The organism is Nocardia sp. NPDC059229 (assembly GCF_042754165.1).
Taxonomy (GTDB): Bacteria; Actinomycetota; Actinomycetes; order Mycobacteriales; family Mycobacteriaceae; genus Nocardia.
This window is the reverse complement of the sequence record NZ_JBHZAK010000009.1, coordinates 260215-278760: the sequence shown is the minus strand read 5'-3', so window position 1 is coordinate 278760 and position 18546 is coordinate 260215. Positions and strand designations below refer to the sequence as shown.

16 protein-coding genes are annotated in these 18546 nt (G+C 68.9%); 7 read left to right on the top strand and 9 right to left on the bottom strand.

The annotated features are described in order from the left end of the window. The first annotated feature begins 43 nt into the window (after positions 1-43). Positions 44-1309 carry a 2,4-dienoyl-CoA reductase gene (locus ACFXHE_RS22370; RefSeq protein WP_379385815.1) on the top strand — a complete coding sequence of 422 codons (1266 nt, stop codon included), beginning with the start codon at positions 44-46 and terminating at the stop codon, positions 1307-1309. An 18-nt stretch (positions 1310-1327) separates the two neighbouring features. Here ACFXHE_RS22370 and ACFXHE_RS22365 read toward each other — a convergent pair whose 3' ends face one another. Further along, a complete protein-coding gene (locus ACFXHE_RS22365; protein ID WP_379385813.1) occupies positions 1328-2278 on the bottom strand; it encodes a serine/threonine dehydratase in 951 nt (316 codons plus the stop codon). A gap of 384 nt (positions 2279-2662) precedes the next feature. On the opposite strand from ACFXHE_RS22365, the gene hemQ reads away from it, so the two are divergent. Beyond that, a complete protein-coding gene (gene hemQ, locus ACFXHE_RS22360) occupies positions 2663-3358 on the top strand; it encodes a hydrogen peroxide-dependent heme synthase (RefSeq protein WP_364618971.1) in 696 nt (231 codons plus the stop codon). A 135-nt stretch (positions 3359-3493) separates the two neighbouring features. Here hemQ and msrB read toward each other — a convergent pair whose 3' ends face one another. The 4 genes from msrB to ACFXHE_RS22340 all read right to left on the bottom strand — a co-directional run bounded on the left by msrB (position 3494) and on the right by ACFXHE_RS22340 (position 7795). Beyond that, positions 3494-3952, bottom strand: a complete 459-nt coding sequence (msrB, locus tag ACFXHE_RS22355) for a peptide-methionine (R)-S-oxide reductase MsrB (RefSeq protein ID WP_379385811.1) — start codon at positions 3950-3952, stop codon at positions 3494-3496. A gap of 9 nt (positions 3953-3961) precedes the next feature. Then, positions 3962-5248 carry a glycosyltransferase family 87 protein gene (locus ACFXHE_RS22350; protein ID WP_379385809.1) on the bottom strand — a complete coding sequence of 429 codons (1287 nt, stop codon included), beginning with the start codon at positions 5246-5248 and terminating at the stop codon, positions 3962-3964. A gap of 178 nt (positions 5249-5426) precedes the next feature. Further along, positions 5427-6989 carry an alpha/beta fold hydrolase gene (locus ACFXHE_RS22345; protein WP_379385808.1) on the bottom strand — a complete coding sequence of 521 codons (1563 nt, stop codon included), beginning with the start codon at positions 6987-6989 and terminating at the stop codon, positions 5427-5429. A gap of 32 nt (positions 6990-7021) precedes the next feature. Beyond that, positions 7022-7795: a pyrimidine reductase family protein gene (locus ACFXHE_RS22340; protein ID WP_379385806.1), complete on the bottom strand. Its 774-nt coding sequence runs from the start codon at positions 7793-7795 to the stop codon at positions 7022-7024. A gap of 35 nt (positions 7796-7830) precedes the next feature. Here ACFXHE_RS22340 and zapE point away from each other — a divergent pair, with 35 nt between their 5' ends. The 3 genes from zapE to ACFXHE_RS22325 all read left to right on the top strand — a co-directional run bounded on the left by zapE (position 7831) and on the right by ACFXHE_RS22325 (position 11862). Beyond that, positions 7831-8853, top strand: coding sequence for a cell division protein ZapE (gene zapE, locus ACFXHE_RS22335; protein ID WP_379385804.1), 1023 nt, complete (start codon positions 7831-7833; stop codon positions 8851-8853). Between the two features lie 153 nt (positions 8854-9006). Then, on the top strand, positions 9007-9816 hold the full coding sequence (locus tag ACFXHE_RS22330; RefSeq protein WP_379385802.1) for a tyrosine-protein phosphatase: 810 nt from the start codon (positions 9007-9009) through the stop codon (positions 9814-9816). 273 nt (positions 9817-10089) lie between these two features. Further along, positions 10090-11862: an ABC-F family ATP-binding cassette domain-containing protein gene (locus ACFXHE_RS22325; RefSeq protein WP_379385800.1), complete on the top strand. Its 1773-nt coding sequence runs from the start codon at positions 10090-10092 to the stop codon at positions 11860-11862. On the opposite strand, the gene ACFXHE_RS22320 is transcribed toward ACFXHE_RS22325, so the two are convergent. Together ACFXHE_RS22320 and ACFXHE_RS22315 are read right to left on the bottom strand one after the other, a co-directional pair. After that, positions 11838-12374: a GNAT family N-acetyltransferase gene (locus ACFXHE_RS22320; protein ID WP_379385798.1), complete on the bottom strand. Its 537-nt coding sequence runs from the start codon at positions 12372-12374 to the stop codon at positions 11838-11840. The genes ACFXHE_RS22325 and ACFXHE_RS22320 overlap by 25 nt on opposite strands. An 8-nt stretch (positions 12375-12382) precedes the next feature. Beyond that, entirely contained in the window at positions 12383-13615 is a 1233-nt protein-coding gene (locus ACFXHE_RS22315) for an MFS transporter (protein WP_379385796.1), read from the bottom strand. 221 nt (positions 13616-13836) lie between these two features. Between ACFXHE_RS22315 and ACFXHE_RS22310 the strand changes: the two genes are divergently transcribed. Together ACFXHE_RS22310 and rox are read left to right on the top strand one after the other, a co-directional pair. Further along, a complete protein-coding gene (locus ACFXHE_RS22310; RefSeq protein WP_379385794.1) occupies positions 13837-14874 on the top strand; it encodes a hypothetical protein in 1038 nt (345 codons plus the stop codon). Positions 14875-15131: 257 nt separating this feature from the next. Then, the gene (gene rox / locus ACFXHE_RS22305; protein WP_379385793.1) at positions 15132-16559 is read left to right on the top strand and encodes a rifampin monooxygenase; all 1428 of its coding nucleotides are present in this window, start codon (positions 15132-15134) and stop codon (positions 16557-16559) included. A gap of 377 nt (positions 16560-16936) precedes the next feature. Here rox and ACFXHE_RS22300 read toward each other — a convergent pair whose 3' ends face one another. Then, positions 16937-18121 (bottom strand): hypothetical protein, encoded by a 1185-nt coding sequence (locus ACFXHE_RS22300; RefSeq protein ID WP_379385792.1) that lies wholly within the window; start codon positions 18119-18121, stop codon positions 16937-16939. 99 nt (positions 18122-18220) lie between these two features. Then, a complete protein-coding gene (locus ACFXHE_RS22295; protein WP_354837076.1) occupies positions 18221-18520 on the bottom strand; it encodes a hypothetical protein in 300 nt (99 codons plus the stop codon). Between the last annotated feature and the right edge of the window lie 26 nt (positions 18521-18546).

Here is an 18546-nt window from a genome sequence, read left to right as displayed (position 1 = left end):
CACATTATGTAAGCGCAGTCAACATTTGGAGGTGGATTGCCCGATGACGAGTGACTTGTTCTCGCCGCTGGTACTGCGATCGGGCGCGGTCCTGGCCAACCGGATCGTGAAAGCGGCCATGGAGGAGGGGATGGCCGGCTACGGGCAACTACCCGACGACCGTCTCGTGTCCCTCTACCGCCGGTGGGGAGCGGGCGGCTCGGGCGCCCTGATCACCGGCAATGTCATGGTGCACGCCGAGGCGCTCACCGGACCCGGCGGCATCGTGCTCGACGACGCCGCGCCGCTGGAACCGTTCGCGGGGTGGGCGCGGGCGGGCAAGGCGGCGGGTGCGGCCATGTGGATGCAGATCAGTCACCCGGGCCGCCAGGTTGCGGCCAACCAGCCCGGCGTGGTGTGGGGGCCGTCGGATATCCCGGTCGATCTGGGCAGGCTCAGCAGCAGGTTCGGCCGTCCGGTCGCGATGACGAAGGCTCAGATCGAGGACACCATCGCCCGATTCGCCACCACCGCGCACCGCGCCGAGCAGGCCGGGTTCGACGGGGTGGAAATCCATGCCGCACACGGCTATCTGCTGTCGCAGTTCCTGTCTCCACTGGTCAACAACCGCACCGACGAGTGGGGTGGCTCGCTGGAGAACCGGGCGCGGCTCCTGCTCGAGGTGGTGCGCGCGGTCCGCGCGGTCGTGTCGCCCCGGTTCGTGGTCGCGGTGAAACTGAACTCCGCCGACTTCCAGCGCGGCGGCTTCGACGCCGCCGACGCCCGCCGGGCGATCGCCCTGCTCTCGCCCCTCGGCGTCGACCTGGTCGAAGTGTCCGGCGGCAGTTACGAAAGCCCCGCCATGACCGGCCGCCCCGCCGACAGCCGGACGCAGGCTCGCGAAGCCTATTTCCTGGACCTGGCGACGGAACTGGTTGCCACCAGCCCGATTCCGCTCATGCTGACCGGCGGCATCACCCGGCTTCAGACCGCCCAGGACGTCCTGGCGAGCGGCGTCGCGGTGATCGGCATGGGCACCGCCCTGTCCATCACCCCGGACCTCCCCGCCCGCTGGCGCGACGATCTCGGGGCCGACGCCACCCCGAAGCCCATCACCTGGTCGAACAAGGCCCTCGCGTCCGCCGCGGGTATGGCGGTGGTTCGGCATCACATGCGCCGCATGGCTCGCGGCCGGAACCCCCGTCCCGCAACCGGTCCCGTTCAGGCCCTGCTGTCCGACCAGATCGTGCAGGGGCGTGCCCTCCGCCGCTACCGTTCCTGGCTCCAGTCCCGTCCGTCCCATCCCGCCCCCGTCGACACCGGGCGCTGACCCTCCGTCACCGCGACATCAGCGGGGTACCAGGTCGATCGGATCGGTGTTCGCACCGCAGACGATGACCGCCACCCGTTCACCGGGGGCGGGGACGTAGGCGCCCGACAGCAGAGCGGCCAGGGCAGTGGAACCGCCGTGCTCGACGGCGACACGGCGGCAGTCCCACAGGGTTTGGCGGGCGGCGATGATCTGCTTGTCGCTGACCAGGACCGAGCGGACATCACCCGCGTTCGCGGCGGACAGGGCCATGGGCGTGACGCGACGTGCGCCGAGGGAATCGGCTGCGACGGAGTCGATTTCGACGTCCACCGGTTCCCCGGCCTCGACCGCCGCGTTGAAGGCACGGCAGTGTTCGGGTTCCACCGCCACCACCCGCACGCCGTGATGATTGGCCGACACCGTGATTCCGGTCAGCAGTCCACCGCCGCCGACCGCGACCACCACGGTGTCGAGTTCCGGTACCTGCGCGACGATTTCGTCGAGCAGTGTCCCCGCGCCCGCCGCGATATAGGGGTCGTCGTAAGCGTGTGAGCGCAGCGCCCCGCTGGCCGCGGCGAAGCGCTCGCATTCGGCTGCCGCATCGGCATAGGCGTCACCGCCGCACAGCACCTGCGCTCCCAGTGCCCGCAGCCGCGCCACTTTCACCGCGGGTGCGGAGTCGGGCAGGAACACGGTGGCGGTGGAGTCGACCAGCCGGGCGGCCCACGCGCACGCCACCCCGGCGTTCCCGCCGGACGCGATGGTGATCCCCACCTTGGGCAGCCGCCCCTGTTCCTGCTGTGCCAGTACGAAATTCGCCGCCCCGCGCGCCTTGAAGCTGCCGGTGTGCTGCATGTGCTCGAGCGCGAACCAGACCTCGCCGGCCACCGGCACGGTGTCGGCGTCCGCGCGGGCGAGGACCACCGGGCGGGTGTGGCCGGCGATTCGGTCGGCAGCCGCTGTCACGTCCCCATATGTCGGATGCACTGGCGCTTCTTTCGTTTCCGTCGCTGGATTCTCTTCCCGCCGAGCGGCCGCACGGCACGGCTCACGGAAACCCCGGAGCCGATGGACCCCCTTGTTCCACTGTAACTGTGCGGGCCTGGTCGGCCACCGGGACCGGCAAACCGGGCCGGCTGCGCGCCCGGTCCAGCCTGGCCGCCCTCGACCCGGACGAATACCCGTTGCTGGCAACCCATCTGGATGTCATCGGCGAACTGTTCACCAGCGACGCCGTTTCCACGACGGGCTGTGCCGCCTCATCGCTTCCTGTGCCGCCGGCGCGAGCTGAATCACCCAGCGCGAGCCGAATCACGCAGTCCGCCGTGCCCCATTTCGGGCGGGTTCGGGTGCAGTGGCACGATGGAGGCCATGGCGCGACTCGACTACAAGGCCCTCAACGACACCATCCGCTACCTCATGTTCTCGGTGTTCCAGGTGGAGCCCGGCGTGCTCGGCGAGGATCGCCAGGCGGCGATCAAGGAGGCGCGGGCCTTCTTCGACTCGCTCGAGGAGCGCGGCGTGGTGGTGCGCGGTATCTACGATGTCGCCGGCCTGCGCGCCGACGCCGACTTCATGATCTGGTGGCACGCGGAGAAGATCGAGGATCTGCAGGCCGCCTACGCCGACTTCCGCCGCGTCACCGAGCTGGGCCAGATCTCCAACCCGGTCTGGAGCAATGCGGCCCTGCACCGCCCGGCCGAGTTCAACAAGTCCCACATCCCCGCCTTCCTCGCGGGCGAGGCGCCGGGCAACTACATCTGCGTCTACCCGTTCGTGCGCTCCTACGACTGGTACCTGCTGCCCGACGAGGAGCGCCGCAAGATGCTGGCCGACCACGGCAAGGAGGCCCGCGACTACCCGGACGTGCGCGCCAACACCGTGGCCTCGTTCGCCCTGGGCGACTACGAGTGGATTCTCGCCTTCGAGGCCCCCGAGCTGCACCGCATCGTGGATCTGATGCGCGATCTGCGTGCCACCGAGGCCCGTCGCCATGTGCGCGAGGAGGTTCCGTTCTTCACCGGTCCGCGCGTCGAGGTCGAGCAGCTCATCGCCGCACTCCCGTAGCGACCCGCACTGAGATCGGGCCCGGCCGCATACCGCGGCCGGGCCCGATGTTGTTAGCGGGTAGGTTGCCGGTGTGTTGCCCGCATAATTCGGGGCATGCGCGAAATCGCGCATGCCCCATAGTGTTTCTGCGACTCACTCAGCTGCGCTGTCCGAGGGGTGCAATCGGAGCGAGATCGAGTTGATGCAGTAGCGCTTGTCCGTGGGCGTGGGATATCCCTCGCCCTCGAACACGTGCCCCAGATGACTGTGGCAGTTCGCGCACAGCACCTCGACGCGCCGCATGCCCAGCGAGTTGTCCTCCACCAGCAGCACGGCCTCCGACTTCGCCGGATCGAAGAACGACGGCCACCCGCAGTGCGAGTGGAACTTCTCGGCGCTGCGGAACAATTCGGCCCCGCACGCCCGGCAGGAGTAGACGCCCTCGGTCTCGGTGTCGGTGTATTCGCCTGTGAACGCCCGCTCGGTGCCCGCTTCGCGCAGTACCCGGTATTCGTCGGGGGTCAGCTTGGTCCGCCATTCCTGCGGGGTCAGCTGGATGCGCGGGACGGGCTGCCCCTCGGTCCCTGTGGAGCTGTCAGCATCGGAACTCATGGCTCCACGCTAATACGAGGCGGTCGCCTTCGTCCGGGGCGCGACGATGACCTCGGGTTCGTCGGCGATCCATTCGGGGTGCATCCACGCGGGATCCAGGGACTTGCCGACCTCGAGGCGGCCTTCGCGGCGGGCGGCGAGATAGCGGTCGCCCAGCACGCAGAACACCACGATCAGCAGCAGCCCCCACCCGAAGGTCGTGCGCAGGTACTCCAGATCGCGGCCGATGCTCTGCCAGCGGTCCGAGAGCCACTTGTCGTAGGACATGAATCCGAAGATCGCCACCCACGCGGGCCAGTTGCGCAGCAGCGAGTTACGCAACACCACGGTCATCAGCATGGGGAACAGGAACATCGAGTAGTACATCTGGCCCAGCGGGCCCAGCAGCATGGCCGCGGTGATCAGGATGCCGGAGGTGTTGCAGATGTAGAACACCTCGTCCTCGCGGTAGTACCGGTACAGCAGCCACAGCGTGATCAACACCAGGACGCCGACGGTGATACGCATGGTCCAGGTCAGCCACTCGGCGACACCGTAGTACCCGGCATTGCCGACGATGGCGCTGTTGAAGTAGTCCCGCGCCTCCGACAGGTACGGCAGCGTATGGGTCCAGAACTGCTTGTAGTCCACGATCAGCGGCCAGGCCAGCAGGTTCAGTGCCACCGGAATGCCCAGGGCGGTGATGAACACCTTCCACTGTCCGCGGACCAGCGGAATCAGCAGCAGCGGCGCCAGCAATGGACCCTTCACCGCGATGGTCAGCCCCAGTGCCACACCGGCCCACAGGTCTCGGCGCTTCAAAAGCAGGTGGATGAACACCAGCATGGCCATGAACAGGCAGCCGTTGATATTGGTGAAGGCCAGTGTGTTCGTCACCGTCTCGGAGACGAACATGGCCAGCAGCAGCGCGGGCGCGGCGACGGAGTTCAGCGTGTAGTTGAACAGCTTCAGCAGCAGGTACCAGGCCAGCAGCAGAGCCATCGCATTGACCAGGATGAAGGCCCACCGCGACTTTTCCGGATCGATGATGGCCAGCGGTGAGATGAGCAGCGTGCCGCTGGGCGGATACAGATAGGCCGGATCGGTCGAGCTGAAGTTCGCGTTGTACACGGGCCGGTGGTCGAGAAACGCGAGGGACGCGTTGTACACCGGTGTGAAGTCATTGGTGATGTGGTAGTTGACAGCGTTGATGAACACCCGGTGCAACACGGTGAGGATCGCGAGCGGCCACAGTGCGAAGTTCAGTACCTCGGCGGTGGTGCGAGCGGTGCGGGGCTCGAGCTGTCGAAGGAACACTCGGGCACGGTACACCGAATCCCCGCGTCACACATGCGCCGACCCGCTTAATGCGTTGTGCGGGACACACCACACCCGCCGGTCGGATGAAACCCCGGCCCGCCCCGAATGCTCCAGCCGGTCAAGCACACTCCGCGCTTCGTCGAGTAGTGACCGGCGTCACTTCACAGGTGTGTACTCAGGCCGGGCAGGCGGTGCCGTCGGCGGGCAGCGTGGCGTCCTTCAGGTAGTCGGCGAGGGACTGCTGGGCGCAGCCGGAGTGGGCGAAGGTCGGGTGCCCCCAGCCCTGCCAGACGACGGTGGCGGTGCGCGCACCCGCCGCGTTGAGCGCGCCGGTGACGGTGGGCCGGCCGTCCTGGCCGGTGACGGGGTCGGCGCTGCCGCCGAGGACCAGGACCGGCAGGTTCAGCTTGTCGGGCAGGGTCATGGGGGTGGCGGCGGGCCAGGCCGAGCAGGCCATCAGGTCGATCGCCGCGACCTTGCCGAACACCGGATACTGTGTGCCCCAGGTGGTTTCGAGCTCCTTGGCCTTGTCGGGGGTGGAGGGCTCGTGATTGTCGCTGCAGCGGTTGACGAATTGACCGTCGGTGGCGATCCCCGCGGCGGCGCGCAGCAGGAACGGCGTGATCGGGACGTGGTCGCCCTTGCCGAGGGCACTGAGGGCGTCGGCGAATTCGGTGATCTGCGCGTTGCCGGTCGCCCGGGAGTCGCCGAGGAAGCCGCTCAGGGTGGTCACCAGCACCGAGGCCGACAGGTCGCCGAGTTGTCCGGCGCCGGCCCGGTTCACCAGATCGACGACCGCGGCCCGCGGGTCGCTCCCGAGCGAGCAGTTCAGCGACGCGCACCGCTGCCCGAACGCGGTGAGCGCGGCCTCCTGTCCCTTGACCCGCTGCTCGGCGCGCCCGTTGGCGTCCGTGCCGACTCCCTGCGGCGAGTCCAGCACCAGCCGGCCCAGGTGCTGTCCGTATTTCCGCGCGTAGTTCAACGCGACGTTCGTGCCGGTGCCGGTGCCGAGCAGCGCGAGATGGTCCACCTGCAACTGCTTGCGCAGCTGCTCGAGGTCGTCGGCGGCGTGTGGTGCGTCGAAGGTGGCCTGGGCCGGGGCCAGGAAGTCCAGGCAGGCGACGGTGGCGTCGCGCCCGGCGGTGCTCATGGTGTCCACGGCATCGGTTGCGCCCCGGGTGAATTGGGTCTGATCGGCGATGGCCTTGCGTTGCGGGTCGGTCATGCAGGTCACCGGCTGGGAGCTGCCGATGCCGCGCCGGTCGACCGCGATGATCGGCCGTGCGGCCAGCAGCGCGCTGGCGGGCCCGGCCGCGAGCCCGGCCAGGGTGGCCGTCGAGGACCGGTCGGAACCGGAGGTCAGGATGAGCGGCGCGGCGTCCTTGGGCGTCCGGTCGTAGCGGGCCCGCATGGCCGCATTGCGGAAGTTGCCCGCCACATTTCCGGCCACATCCACCTGTGAGGTGTATTCGGCGCATTCGAGCACCAGCCCCTGCGGCGGCGCGCCCAGCGACAGCAGGTTCAATGTCGGTGCGGTGCAATCCTTCCAGGCCAGGTCGGCCTTGGGCACCTCGGGTGCGGGCGGGATCGCGTCGGCGGGCGCGGTGGAGGTGGCGACTCCGGCCTGGTGCGGCTGTTCCACGGCGACGGCGGGCCGGTTGGACGGCCCGGCCCCACACGCGGTGGTCACCAATATCGACAGTGTCGACGCCAGCAGAGCGGCCCGAGTCCAGCGCATGCGCTACAGCCTGCCAGGTCCGGCACGCGGTTTCAGCCTCGGGTGTGCGCGCGTTCCCATCGGGTCAGGATCGTGCCGTCGGTGTCGAGCAGCAGGTGGCAGGGGCTCATCGGGGTGGGCAGGGCCTTGGGAGACACCGCGATTCGGCCCGCGGTCCCGCCCACCAGCTGCGGGGATACGGTCAGGCACAGCTCGTCCACGGCCCCGGCGGTGAGGAATTGGCCGAACAGTGAGGGCCCGCCCTCGCACAGCACCCGCCGCAGTCCGAGACGCTCCAGTGCGGTGCGGACGGCGGTCACGGTGGACTCGTTCGGGTCGGATTCGATCACCTCGGCCCCCGCGTCGCGGAGCCGCTTCGTGCGGTCGCCGGGCGCGGCGGTGGTGGTGAGGATGATCGGTCGCGCCCCGGTGTCGGTGAACAGCTTGCTCGCCGGCTCCAGCGCCGCGGACCCGGTGACGACCGCGATGCGCGGCGGCGTCCCGTCCGGATCGCCGCCGCGCCCTTCCCGGTGCAGTCGCTTGCGCAGTTCCGGATCGGTGTGTGCCGCACCGTAGTTCTCCGCGCGCACGGTGCCGGCTCCGACCAGCACCACGTCGGCCAGATCTCGCAGCAGCCCGAAGACCCGCTTGTCGGCGGGCGTGCCCAGCGCGCCGGAGCGCCCGTCCACGCTGACCGCGCCGTCGATGCTGGTGACGAAGTTGACACGAACGTACGGAGCGGATGGCTCGACCGGATACGCGTACAACTCGACCAGGTCGTCGCGGGTGAGATCTGTGAGCTGAGTCGCATTCGGCATACGCTGCATAAGGACCCATCCCACCACGCATCTACGCTGACGCCGTGCAACAACGCCTCGTCGATCGCCACCCGGAGGTTCCGGCAGACCAGCTCGTGGCCCAGATGGTTCCCCCGCCCACCTTCGACGAGGTGAGCTTCGGTTCCTACATCCCGGATCCGAAGGAACCGTCCCAGGCCGCGGCCGTGCTGAAGGCCGAGCTGTTCGCGGATCAGGTGACCAAGCTCCGCAAGGCCGCGGACAAGAAGGGCCTGTTCGGCAAGAAGAAGCCGGTGCACGGCATCGGCCTGTACCTGGACGGCGGCTTCGGTGTGGGCAAGACCCACCTGCTGGCCTCGATCTTCCACAGCGTGCCGGAGCCCAAGTCCTTCGGCACCTTCGGTGAGGTCACCAATCTGGTTGGCGCGCTGGGCTTCAACAATGCCGTGGAGCGGCTCGCGGCCAACAGCGTGCTGTGCATCGACGAGTTCGAGCTCGACGATCCGGGCGACACCATGCTGGTCTCGCGCCTGCTCACCGAGCTGACCGACCGCGGCGTCTCCGTGGTCGCCACCTCCAATACCTTGCCGGGCCAGCTGGGTGAGGGCCGCTTCGCCGCCCAGGACTTCCTGCGCGAGATCAAGAAGCTGGGCGCGCTGTTCGAGGCCGTCCGCGTCGACGGCCCCGACTACCGGCACCGCGATCTGCCGCCCGCCCCGGAGCCCACCGCTCCCGAGCTGCTGGCCGAGAAGGCCGCCGCCACACCGGGTTCCACGCTCGACGACTTCGATGCGCTGGTGAAGCACCTGAGCACGCTGCACCCGTCCCGCTACGGCGCCCTGATCCACGATGTCTCGGCCGTGTACATCTCGGATGTACACCCGGTGACCGATCAGGCGGTCGCGCTGCGCATCGTGGTGCTCGCCGACCGTCTGTACGACGCGGGCATCCCGGTCACCATCTCGGGCGCGAAGCTGGATCAGATCTTCACCCAGGAGATGCTCGACGGCGGCTACCGCAAGAAGTACCTGCGCGCGATCTCGCGTCTGTTGGCGCTGTCGCGGTTCGAAGCCCCGGCTCACGTGTAACGCGGCATCGGCTCACGCGTAACCACCAACCTTGGCTCACGTGTAACCGGCAGGTAGGACCCGGTTTCTCTCATAGTTTCCTTAGGTAATAAATTCCGAGGGTCAGTGAAAGCCGGGCCGGATTCGGTTTTCGGCCCCGGAAGGAGATCTGCCTTGCGTCGTAACCGTGCTGTCCAAGCTGCCGCGGTGGTCACCATCGCACTGTCCGCGAGCCTCGGGTCGGTGGCGACCGCCTTCGCCGCCGACGCGCCCGCCGCCACCAGCAGCGTGCTCGTCAACACCGACAACCGTGCCCTGGGCCTGGCCGGCGTGCTCAACGCCCGGGACGCCGGCGGCTACCGGACCGTCGACGGCCACACCGTGCGCACCGGTCTGGTCTTCCGCACCGGCGATCTGAGCAAGGCCGCCGACGCCGACCTGGCCGAGCTGGCGTCGTTGAACGTGGCGTCCATCCACGATCTGCGCACCAGCTACGAGCGGCTGTTCATGGGCGTGGACAAGGTCCCCGCCGGCGCCGCCGAGCATCACGACGACATCATCGGCCAGGCTCCGCCGCAGGTGATGGTCTCGACCCTGTCCGCGGGCACCGACCTGTATCGCGCCTTCATCACCGCTCCGGGCGCGAACGAGGGCTTCGCGAACGTGTTGCGCGACATCGCCTACAACCCGGGTGGCGTGCTGTTCCACTGCACCGCGGGCAAGGACCGCACCGGCTGGACCTCGGCGTTGCTACTGACCATCCTGGGCGTGGACAAGGACACGGTCTACTACGACTACCTGCTGTCCAATTACTACCGTGGTGCCAAGGACGGCGACATGATGAACGGCGTGACCGCCTCGGCGCTGGATTCGGCCTTCGATCAGGTGAACAAGAGCTACGGCAGCTTCGACACCTACGTGCGCGACGGCCTGAAGCTCTCCGCCGCGGACGTGGCCGCGCTGAAGGCGAAACTGCTGGCCTGACAAGGTCTTTCGCGATATGACGGCGAACGCCGGGTGGTTCTTACCGCCCGGCGTTCTCCTTTGTGATCCACGACAAAGTGGTTGACGGCCCAGTGCCGCACCGATAACGTTCCAGGCCTCATGGGTATCGGTTTCCTGTTCTTGTGATCGCTTCGCCGCGTTGAGCTTTGCTCCGCGTCGAATCCCCTCCCTCGCCTATCCGCCTGTCGGCGTTCGATTTTCGCGTGGGCTCCACCCATCCGGCTCGTGCCGAGCCGAGAACAGGAGATCCCTGTGCTCACCCTCCGAACACCTGCCGTCTCCCAGCTGACCCTGTCCGGCGTCACCAAACGTTATGCCGACCGCATCGTGCTGGACGCGGTGAACCTGTCCATCCGGCCCGGTGAGAAGGCCGGCTTGGTCGGCGACAACGGTGCCGGCAAGTCGACCCTGCTGCGGCTCATCGCGGGTCGTGAAATCCCCGACAACGGCGAGGTCGTCGTGCAGGCCCCGGGCGGCATCGGCTACCTGGCCCAGAGTCTGGAGCTGCCGCCCACCGCCACCGTCGGCGCGGCAATCGACCTGGCTCTCAGCGATATTCGCGACCTGGAGGCCCGGATGCGCACCGCCGAGGCCGAATTGGCCGCGCCCGGGCCGCTCGGCCGCCGCCTCGGGGCGTACACCGCCCTGGCGGCCCGGTTCGAGGCGCGCGGCGGGTACCAGGCCGATGCCCGGGTGGACGCGGCCCTGTGCGGGCTCGGGCTGCCCGGCCTGGACCGGAATCGCCTGCTGGGCACGCTGTCCGGCGGTCAGCGCCGCCGCCTGGCGCTGGCGGCCACCCTGGCCTCCGCGCCGGAGTTGCTGCTGCTCGACGAGCCCACCAACGACCTCGACGACAATGCCGTCGAATGGCTCGAGGGGCAGCTGCGTGACCACCCCGGCACCGTGGTGGCCGTGACCCACGATCGCGTCTTCCTCGAACGGATCACCAGCACCGTGCTCGAGGTGGACGCGGGCGCGGTCGCCCGCCACGGCAACGGCTACCGCGGCTACCTCACCGCCAAGGCCGCCCAGCGGCACCGGCAGCAGCTCGAGCACCAGCGCTGGCGCACCGAACTGGCCCGCAACCAGCGACTGGCCGAGTCGAATGTCGTCCGCCTGGAGGCGATTCCGCGCAAGCTCCCGCTCGCGGTCTTCGCCGCCGGTCCCTTCCGAACCCGCAGCCGCGGCCACGGCGCCGAGTCCCGCATCCGCAACGCCAAGGAGCGGGTCTCCCGCTTGACCGCGGATCCGATTGCGCCCCCACCGGATCCGCTCCGCTTCAGCGCTGAGATATCCACCACCGACCCCTTCCCAGCCGCCGCCGAACCGACCGCCGCTGGGCCGACCGCCGCTGGGCTGACCGCCGCCGGACCGACCGGCACCGGACCGACCGGCACCGCGCTGACGGACGCCGGCGACAGCGTCGGGGTGGTCGCAGTCGTGGTTGTACCGCCCCTCGCCGAGGTGAGTTCGGTTGTGGTGGAAGGCCGTTTGCGCATGGACGGCCTGCGGATCGAGGCCGGTGAACGGTTGCTGGTGACCGGTCCCAATGGCGCGGGCAAGACCACGCTGCTGCGGCTGCTGGCCGGGGAGCTGCTTGCCGAGGCAGGCGAGGTCACGGTGCGCGGCCGGGTCGGGCACCTGCGGCAGGAGGAGTCACCGTGGCCGGCGGAGCTGACGGTGCTGGATGCGTTCGCTTCCGGGCGGACGGGCTATCCGGACGAGCATGCCGAGGCGCTGCTGGCGCTGGGCCTGTTCCGGCCGGACGACCTGCGCCTGCGCATGGGTGAGCTGTCCTATGGCCAGCGCCGCCGCGTCGAGTTGGCGCGGCTGGTCACCGATCCGGTGGATCTGCTGTTGCTCGACGAGCCGACCAATCACCTGTCCCCGGCCCTGGTGGAGGATCTGGAGCAGGCCCTGGACGGCTACCCCGGCGCGGTGGTACTGGTGACCCACGATCGCCGGATGCGGCAGCGTTTCGCGGGTCGCCGCCTGGAGCTTCAGAATTCGTGCAGCATGACGTAGTCGTGGTGCAGCTGGTTGCCGACAGTGAAGGTCTTGGTGCCGGCGACGGTGAAGCCGTGTTTGCCGTAGAAACGCTGGGCGCGCGCGTTCTGCTGGTTGACGCCCAGCCACACGGCTTTGCTGCTGTCGGCCCGGCAGTGCTCGAGCGCGCGCCGCATCAGCGCCGCCGAGACCCCGCTGCCGTGCTGGCCGGGTAGCACGTACATCTTGCTGAGCTCGGTCACCGGGCGCAGGGTGATGACCTCCGCCACGGCGGGATCGGCCGGTTCCATGGCATTGAGCAGTGCGTAGCCGACGATCTCGCCGCCGAGCACCGCCTTCAGAACCACACGGCCGGGATCGGCGAGGTACTCGCGGAACCGGTCCGCGGACAGCACCTCCGCGATGAAGGCGGCCATGTCCTCTGGTGTGGATCCGGGCGGGCAGGCCAGCGGAAAGGTCGCGGCGGCGACGACGGCGAGTTCGCCGGCGTCGTCCGCGGTCGCCGGTGTGATGGCTACGGAATCGCTCACCGTTCCAGTCAAGCAGGCTCCGCGGCGGGCTCGGCGGCCGCGGGGGTGGTGTCGGTGCGGCGGTGGAAGACCCGGGCGCAGCCGATCAGCGCCACCGCGAAGGCGAGCGGAATCGCGAATCCGGCACGCAGATTGGCGGCGTCGGCGACCGCGCCCACCACCGCGCCGCCGACCAGGGTGCCCGCGTAGTTGAACAGGTTGAGCCGCGCGATGAGCGCATCCAGCTCGCGTCCGCTGGTGAGCTGCCCGGCCTCGCTGAAGCACAGGGGCGCGATCACCGGCAATCCGATTCCGGCGATCAGGAATCCGAGGATCGCGGCCACCGGTCCGGGGGCGGTGACCACGATCACCAGGCCGACCGACCCGACCGCCGCGGCCACCCGCACCACCATGCGCGGCCCGAACCGGCGTACCCACAGGTCGCCGGTGAGGCGGCCGAGCAGCGACGCGCCCTGGTAGGCGGCCAGTGCCAGTGCGGCGGTCGCGGAGGAGGACAGCAGTTCGTCCTTCAGGTACAGCGCCGACCAGTTGCCGACCGCGAGGTCGATGGCGAAGGCGAGGGCGATCACCGCGCCGAAGATCCAGAAGATGCGCATCGGCACCGAGCCGGCCGGTTCGTGTTCGGCCGGACCGGCTTCGGCCTCGTCGGTGCCCAGCAGTCGCGGTCCCGCCGCCAGGCAGCCGATGGCCACCACCGCCGCGGCCACCAGGATCGACGCCTGCAACGGCACTTTCAGCGCCTCGAACGCCGAGACGAACAGCGCGCCGGTGATCGATCCCGCACTCCAGGCCGCGTAGAACGAGACCAGAATGAATCGGCCATAGCCATGTTGTATGAATACCGCCTGCATGTTGGTTCCGGCGTCCACGATGCCGACGGCCACGCCGTACACCCCCAGGGCCACGAAGGCCGCAATGATGTTCGGCGACAGCGCGATCGCCACACCGGAGACCGCGATCAGCGCCAGCCCGATCCGCAGCGCGGTGCGGCTCGACCAGTGCAGCGCGATCCGCTCGGCGGTGATGCTGCCCGCACCCGCGAGCAGGGAGATGAGCGCGACGATCGCCACGATCAATCCGTCGGAGAGGGTGAATTTGTCCTTCAGCTGCGGGAGCTCGGTGAGAACCACGGCCAGGAAGAACCCCTGCAGCGCGAATGCCACCGAGTTCGCCGAGCGCGCCGCGCGCAGGGTCGGATGGAGAGCGCTGAGCTGCGGCTTCGGGGACTGACTCGGGGGCATTTCGAAAGAGTAGCGGCGGCGGGCCGGTCCGGCATCCCGGGCACGGGTTACGATCCGCGGCGCGCTTGATCACACGCGGCTCGCGGTTGGGTAACGAATCTGGTCGCTTTCGTGTCTTTGGACGCATGCCCTGCGGCACTCTGGAAGTGACGGCTCGGGCTGGTGGTTTCCGATAGGACGGAAGCGGTCCTTCCGGTGAGTGTGGTGGCTGGGGTGATCTTGTGAGCACGAGGCGAGTGGAAGTTCCGCGGGAGCGGTCGGTGGCCCTTGCCGACCCGGATCCGCGCGCGAATCCGGCGACGGCCGTGGGGGATTCGGCCGTGGACAAGTCTGTGCGTGGAACGGTGGAGAAGTCTGTGCGGGGCGACGCGGACACGGCTGTCCGCGGTGCCGACGGGCGTGGCCATGCGGCGGGGGAGCGGTGCCGGGAAACCGACTGCGCGGACTGCCGCTGGGATGTGCAGCGGCTCAAATTCTGGCTGCGCGGCCGGCTGCTGGCGGCCGGCGCCGAGGATGTCCAGCTGGATGTCGCTGTCGGTGCGCGGCTCTCGGATGTGGTGTGGCGCAAGGGTGATCGCAGCGGCGTCATCGAGGTGTCCAGTGCGCCACCCGAGTTGGCGCGCGCCCGTGCGGTCACCGCCGAGCTCCGGGCCGGCGGTGGTGGTGAAGTGCTGTGGATCTGCCCGTCGGGTTTCTGGACCGCGCAGCTGCCCGCGCTCGGCCTCGACGACTTCGCCGCCGAGGGCTGCGAGTACCGGGTGGTCGGCGGCCTGCTGTCCTCCGGCCCTGGCGGTGTGGTGTCGGCTCGCCAATCTGCCTGTGAACTCCGTGAATTCGTAACGGGCTGGGTGGCCGGAGAGATAGCTTTCGGCTGCCGCGACGAGCACACGGGAGGATGGGCGACGGTGACCGACTGGGAACGCCACACTCGGACACAGGCGGCCGTCATCGCACGGCAGCGCCAGGAACTCATGAATCAGCGCACGGCTCTGGCGTTGGCCCGCAAGGCCACCCGCGACAAGACCAAGCAGCTGCTGCGCATGACCCACCGCCTGGAGCGCGCGGAGATCGCCGCCCAGCAGCAGGCCGACGATCTGGCCCAGACCCGCCGCAAGATCGCCGACCACAATCGGGTCGACGCCACGCTGCGGCTCACGGTGGCGAATCAGAAGTCCGCAATCCTGCACTGGCAGCTGATCACCTGGTTCGCGGTGATGGTGATCATCACCTTCATCGCCGCGGGCCTGGTCCTGAAGTAGCCCACCGGAACCGCACCTCAGCGGCCGAGCCCGGCGCATCCCCGGTTCAGGCGGAACACCGCTATTTCCTGGGGGTTTGGGGGCGGAGCCCCCGAGCGTTTCCGGGGGTTCGGGGGCGAAGCCCCGGAGAGCGCCGAGAGTTGGGCTTCCCCTTTCAACGTATATCGCAGTGGGGGGCTTGCGGCAAGGCCCGGGGGGTGCCGCAGAATCGTCGGCCGACAGGCGATTACCTGCGGAAATCAGGAGGATGGCGATTCATGGCCGATGTGATCATTGCGGGTGCCGGGCCGACGGGACTGATGCTGGCCGCGGAGTTGCGGTTGCACGGGATGGAGGTGCTCGTGCTGGATCGGGACCCGGAGCCGACCAAGGTGGTGCGGGCGATGGGGATGCACGCACGCAGTGTCGAGGTGCTGGATCAGCGCGGTGTGGCGGATCGATTCCTGGCGTTGGGCAAGCAGCACGATCCGAGTGCCTTCTTCGCCGGGATCGTGCCCGCGCGGCCGGTGCGCTTGGACACCACGTTTCCGTTCGTGCTGGGTCTACTGCAGCCGATCACGGATCGCCTGCTGGCCGAGCGCGCGGTCGAGCAGGGTGCGGAGATCCGGCGCGGGTGTGCGGTGGCCGGGCTGAGCCAGGACGCGGACGGGGTGACGGTCGAGCTGGCCGACGGTTCCCGGCTGCGCTCGCGCTACCTGGTCGGCTGTGACGGCGGCCGGTCCACGGTGCGGAAATTGCTCGGCATCGGGTTCCCGGGCGAGCCCGCCCGGCTCGAGACGCTGATGGGCGAGGTGGAGCTGACCACACCGCAGGAGGAGGTGATGGCGCTGGTCACCGAACTGCACAAGACGCATCGGCGCTTCGGTGCGATGCCGCTGGGCAATGGCGTGTACCGGCTGGGCGCCCCCGCCGACGGCGTGGCCGAGGACAGTGATGTCCCGCCCACTCTCGACGAGCTCAAGCGTCAGGTCCGGGCCGTGGCGGGCACCGATTTCGGCGCTCACTCACCTCGATGGCTCTCCCGCTTCGGCGACGCCACCCGTCTTGCCGACGCCTACCGGTCGGGCCGCGTCTTCCTGGCGGGCGACGCGGCGCACATTCACCCGCCCAATGGCGGTCAGGGTCTCAACCTCGGCGTCCAGGACGCGTTCAACCTGGGCTGGAAGCTCGCCGCGGCCGTGAACGGCTGGGCCCCGGCCGATCTCCTCGACACCTACGAATCCGAACGCCGCCCGGTGGCCGCCGACGTCCTCGACACCGCCCGCGCCATGAGCGAACTCACCTCCCTCGAACCCGGCCCCCAGGCCCTGCGCCGCCTGCTCACCCAACTGATGGAATTCGAAGAGGTCCACCGTTTCCTGATCGAGCGCGTCACCGCCCTCGGCGTCCGCTACGACTTCGGCCCGGGCGACGACCTCCGCGGTCGCCGCCAGCGCGACGTGGCCCTGAAGCGCGGCCGCCTCTACGAGCTCATGCACCAGGGCCGCGGCCTGCTCCTCGACCAGACCGGCCGGCTGTCGGTCCAGGGCTGGTCCGACCGCGTCGACCACGTGGTCGACGTCAGCGAGGAACTCACCACCCCGGCCCTCCTGCTCCGCCCGGACGGATACATCGCGTGGTCCGGCTCCGACCAAGAGGACCTTCTCGAAGTCCTGCCCCGCTGGTTCGGCACCGCCACAAGCTGATTCGGCGCCATCATGAGTTGATTCTGCACCGCCGAGTGCTGGTTCAGCACCGTGCCGAGCCGATTCGGCAGCGTCGCATGCCGATTCGGCACCGCCGCGAGTTGATTCGGCGCGCGGTGTGTCGATATGGCAACCATGACAGTCTGATTCGGCAGCGCCCGACAGTCCGATCGGGCACTGCGAGAGGCTGATCGGGCACGCCCACCGCGGATTGGTCACCAGCACAGGTTGATTTGGCATGTATAACGCGTTTGCCGTTTCGCAACGTCGGCATCCCAGGCCATGCCTCTCCCAAGGGGGGTTTCAAGATCAGGGAGCTCACCGCGCGGGGAATTGGGCGAAATTCCTCCGCAACAGCTCCCTGATCTTGGGAGGGGTCAGGCGGCGAGGCGGAAGGGGGCGCGGTGCCAGTGCCAGTCGTGACGCAGGACGAGGGCGGCGAGGTCGAGGAGGTCGATACCGGTATCGGTGCGGTAGGCATCGAGGGCGGGCCAGCTCATCGGGCCCGTGGAGAGGCGGCTCGTCAGGGTGGACTCGTGGTGGGGATTCACGCTGCGCGACAGCAGTTCCGGGATGCCGTCGCGGCTGCCGGTCCAGGTGAGCCAGCCCCAGCCGCGGGAGAAGGCGTGGGCACGGGCGGCTGCCGCGCGGGCGCGCTGGGGGTGCAGGGCGGTGTGGGCGAGGGGGAGGACGTCGATCAGGACGGTGCGGCCATCGGTGAATCGTGCTGCGGCGGTGGGGTAGTGGACGCGGTCGGCGCCGTCGAGTTCGTAGGTGACGGCGGCGGGGAGCTCGCGGAAGGATTCCACGCGCGGGCTGGCGTCCAGCAGGCGGAGCAGGCGTGCCTGCAGGGCGGTGTCGAAAGTGACTTCACGGCCGAGCTTTTCGGAGTACATGCGCCCGCGGCCGTCATCGTCGTAGTCCAGACGTCCGGCCGGGAGGACCGGGAGTTCCTCGGGGCTGCCGTCGCCCCATTCGACGCGCCGCAGCCACGTATTCCACATGTCGTCGGGTGTGTCATCGGATTGCGCCGCGGGCAGCAGATGCCAGCGCCCCTTCTGCTGCCACCCTGCAATGCGCTGAAAGACGAAGCCCGCCAGTCGTTTCGAGTCCTGCAGATCGTGCCCGGCGAGCCGCAGCTTCAGATACGCCCAGTCCTGGGCCGCGATATCGCCGTCGGTGGCATAGGTTTCCGCGAGCAGTGTCCGCACCAGTCGCTCATCACCCCACCCCACGGGATACCGTTCCGCGAACACCCCCAGATCGTGCTGCCCGACGGCCAGTGTCTGCCGCAGCATGGTGCCCACGGCCCGCGTGTACAGCTGCCGCGCCCGATCGCGCGACACCCCGAATCGTGCACCCAGCAGCATGAGGGTCTCCGGACCCTCCCCGTCCAGTCCGAGCCGGCAGGTGATCAGCTCGGCATCGCGTGGCCGATCGGCCACCACGTCGCCGGCCATGGCGGCCAGCACCTCATTGACGTGCTCCAGCCCGAAGTCGACTCCCTCGGCCGGGTCGTCGCGCGGTGTGGTGCGCGCGGTGCGTGCATCGCTCGTCGTCAAGGCCCCTACCCGTCTTCGCCAGTCGGTTCGACGAGCCTAACGGTGCCCACCGACACACGGCGCACCACGCGCTGAACGGCCGGGATTGCCGTGGAACGGTCAGGATCCGATGACGGCATTCATGATGGTGCCCGCGCTGGTGGCGATGATTCCGCCGATCATCGCTCCGGCCACCATCTTCGGGGAGGCGAGCCCGCCGCCCGACCACTTCTCCCAGGCGAAGCGGCCACCGGCGTAGGTGATGCCCAGGACACCGGACAGCAACACGAACCAGGTGAAGTACCGGACGAGCTTCATGAGCTTGTCCGCCACCGGCGGTGTCTCCGGTGTCGGATTGCCGAGCTGGGCGAGCACGGCGTGTTGGGAAAGCACAGTGTCGTGGAAGGCGCTGAGCAACATGGTCACTCTGACAAGGTTACCGCGAA

What these genes read in the sequence shown, in the direction of transcription:
- ACFXHE_RS22295 (WP_354837076.1), bottom strand. Translation starts at nt 18,520, where the DNA reads ATGTTGCTCAGCGCCTTCCACGACACTGTGCTTTCCCAACACGCCGTG.
- rox (WP_379385793.1), top strand. Translation starts at nt 15,132, where the DNA reads ATGGCCGATGTGATCATTGCGGGTGCCGGGCCGACGGGACTGATGCTG.
- ACFXHE_RS22370 (WP_379385815.1), top strand. Translation starts at nt 44, where the DNA reads ATGACGAGTGACTTGTTCTCGCCGCTGGTACTGCGATCGGGCGCGGTC.
- ACFXHE_RS22315 (WP_379385796.1), bottom strand. Translation starts at nt 13,615, where the DNA reads ATGCCCCCGAGTCAGTCCCCGAAGCCGCAGCTCAGCGCTCTCCATCCG.
- ACFXHE_RS22345 (WP_379385808.1), bottom strand. Translation starts at nt 6,989, where the DNA reads ATGCGCTGGACTCGGGCCGCTCTGCTGGCGTCGACACTGTCGATATTG.
- hemQ (WP_364618971.1), top strand. Translation starts at nt 2,663, where the DNA reads ATGGCGCGACTCGACTACAAGGCCCTCAACGACACCATCCGCTACCTC.
- msrB (WP_379385811.1), bottom strand. Translation starts at nt 3,952, where the DNA reads ATGAGTTCCGATGCTGACAGCTCCACAGGGACCGAGGGGCAGCCCGTC.
- ACFXHE_RS22340 (WP_379385806.1), bottom strand. Translation starts at nt 7,795, where the DNA reads ATGCAGCGTATGCCGAATGCGACTCAGCTCACAGATCTCACCCGCGAC.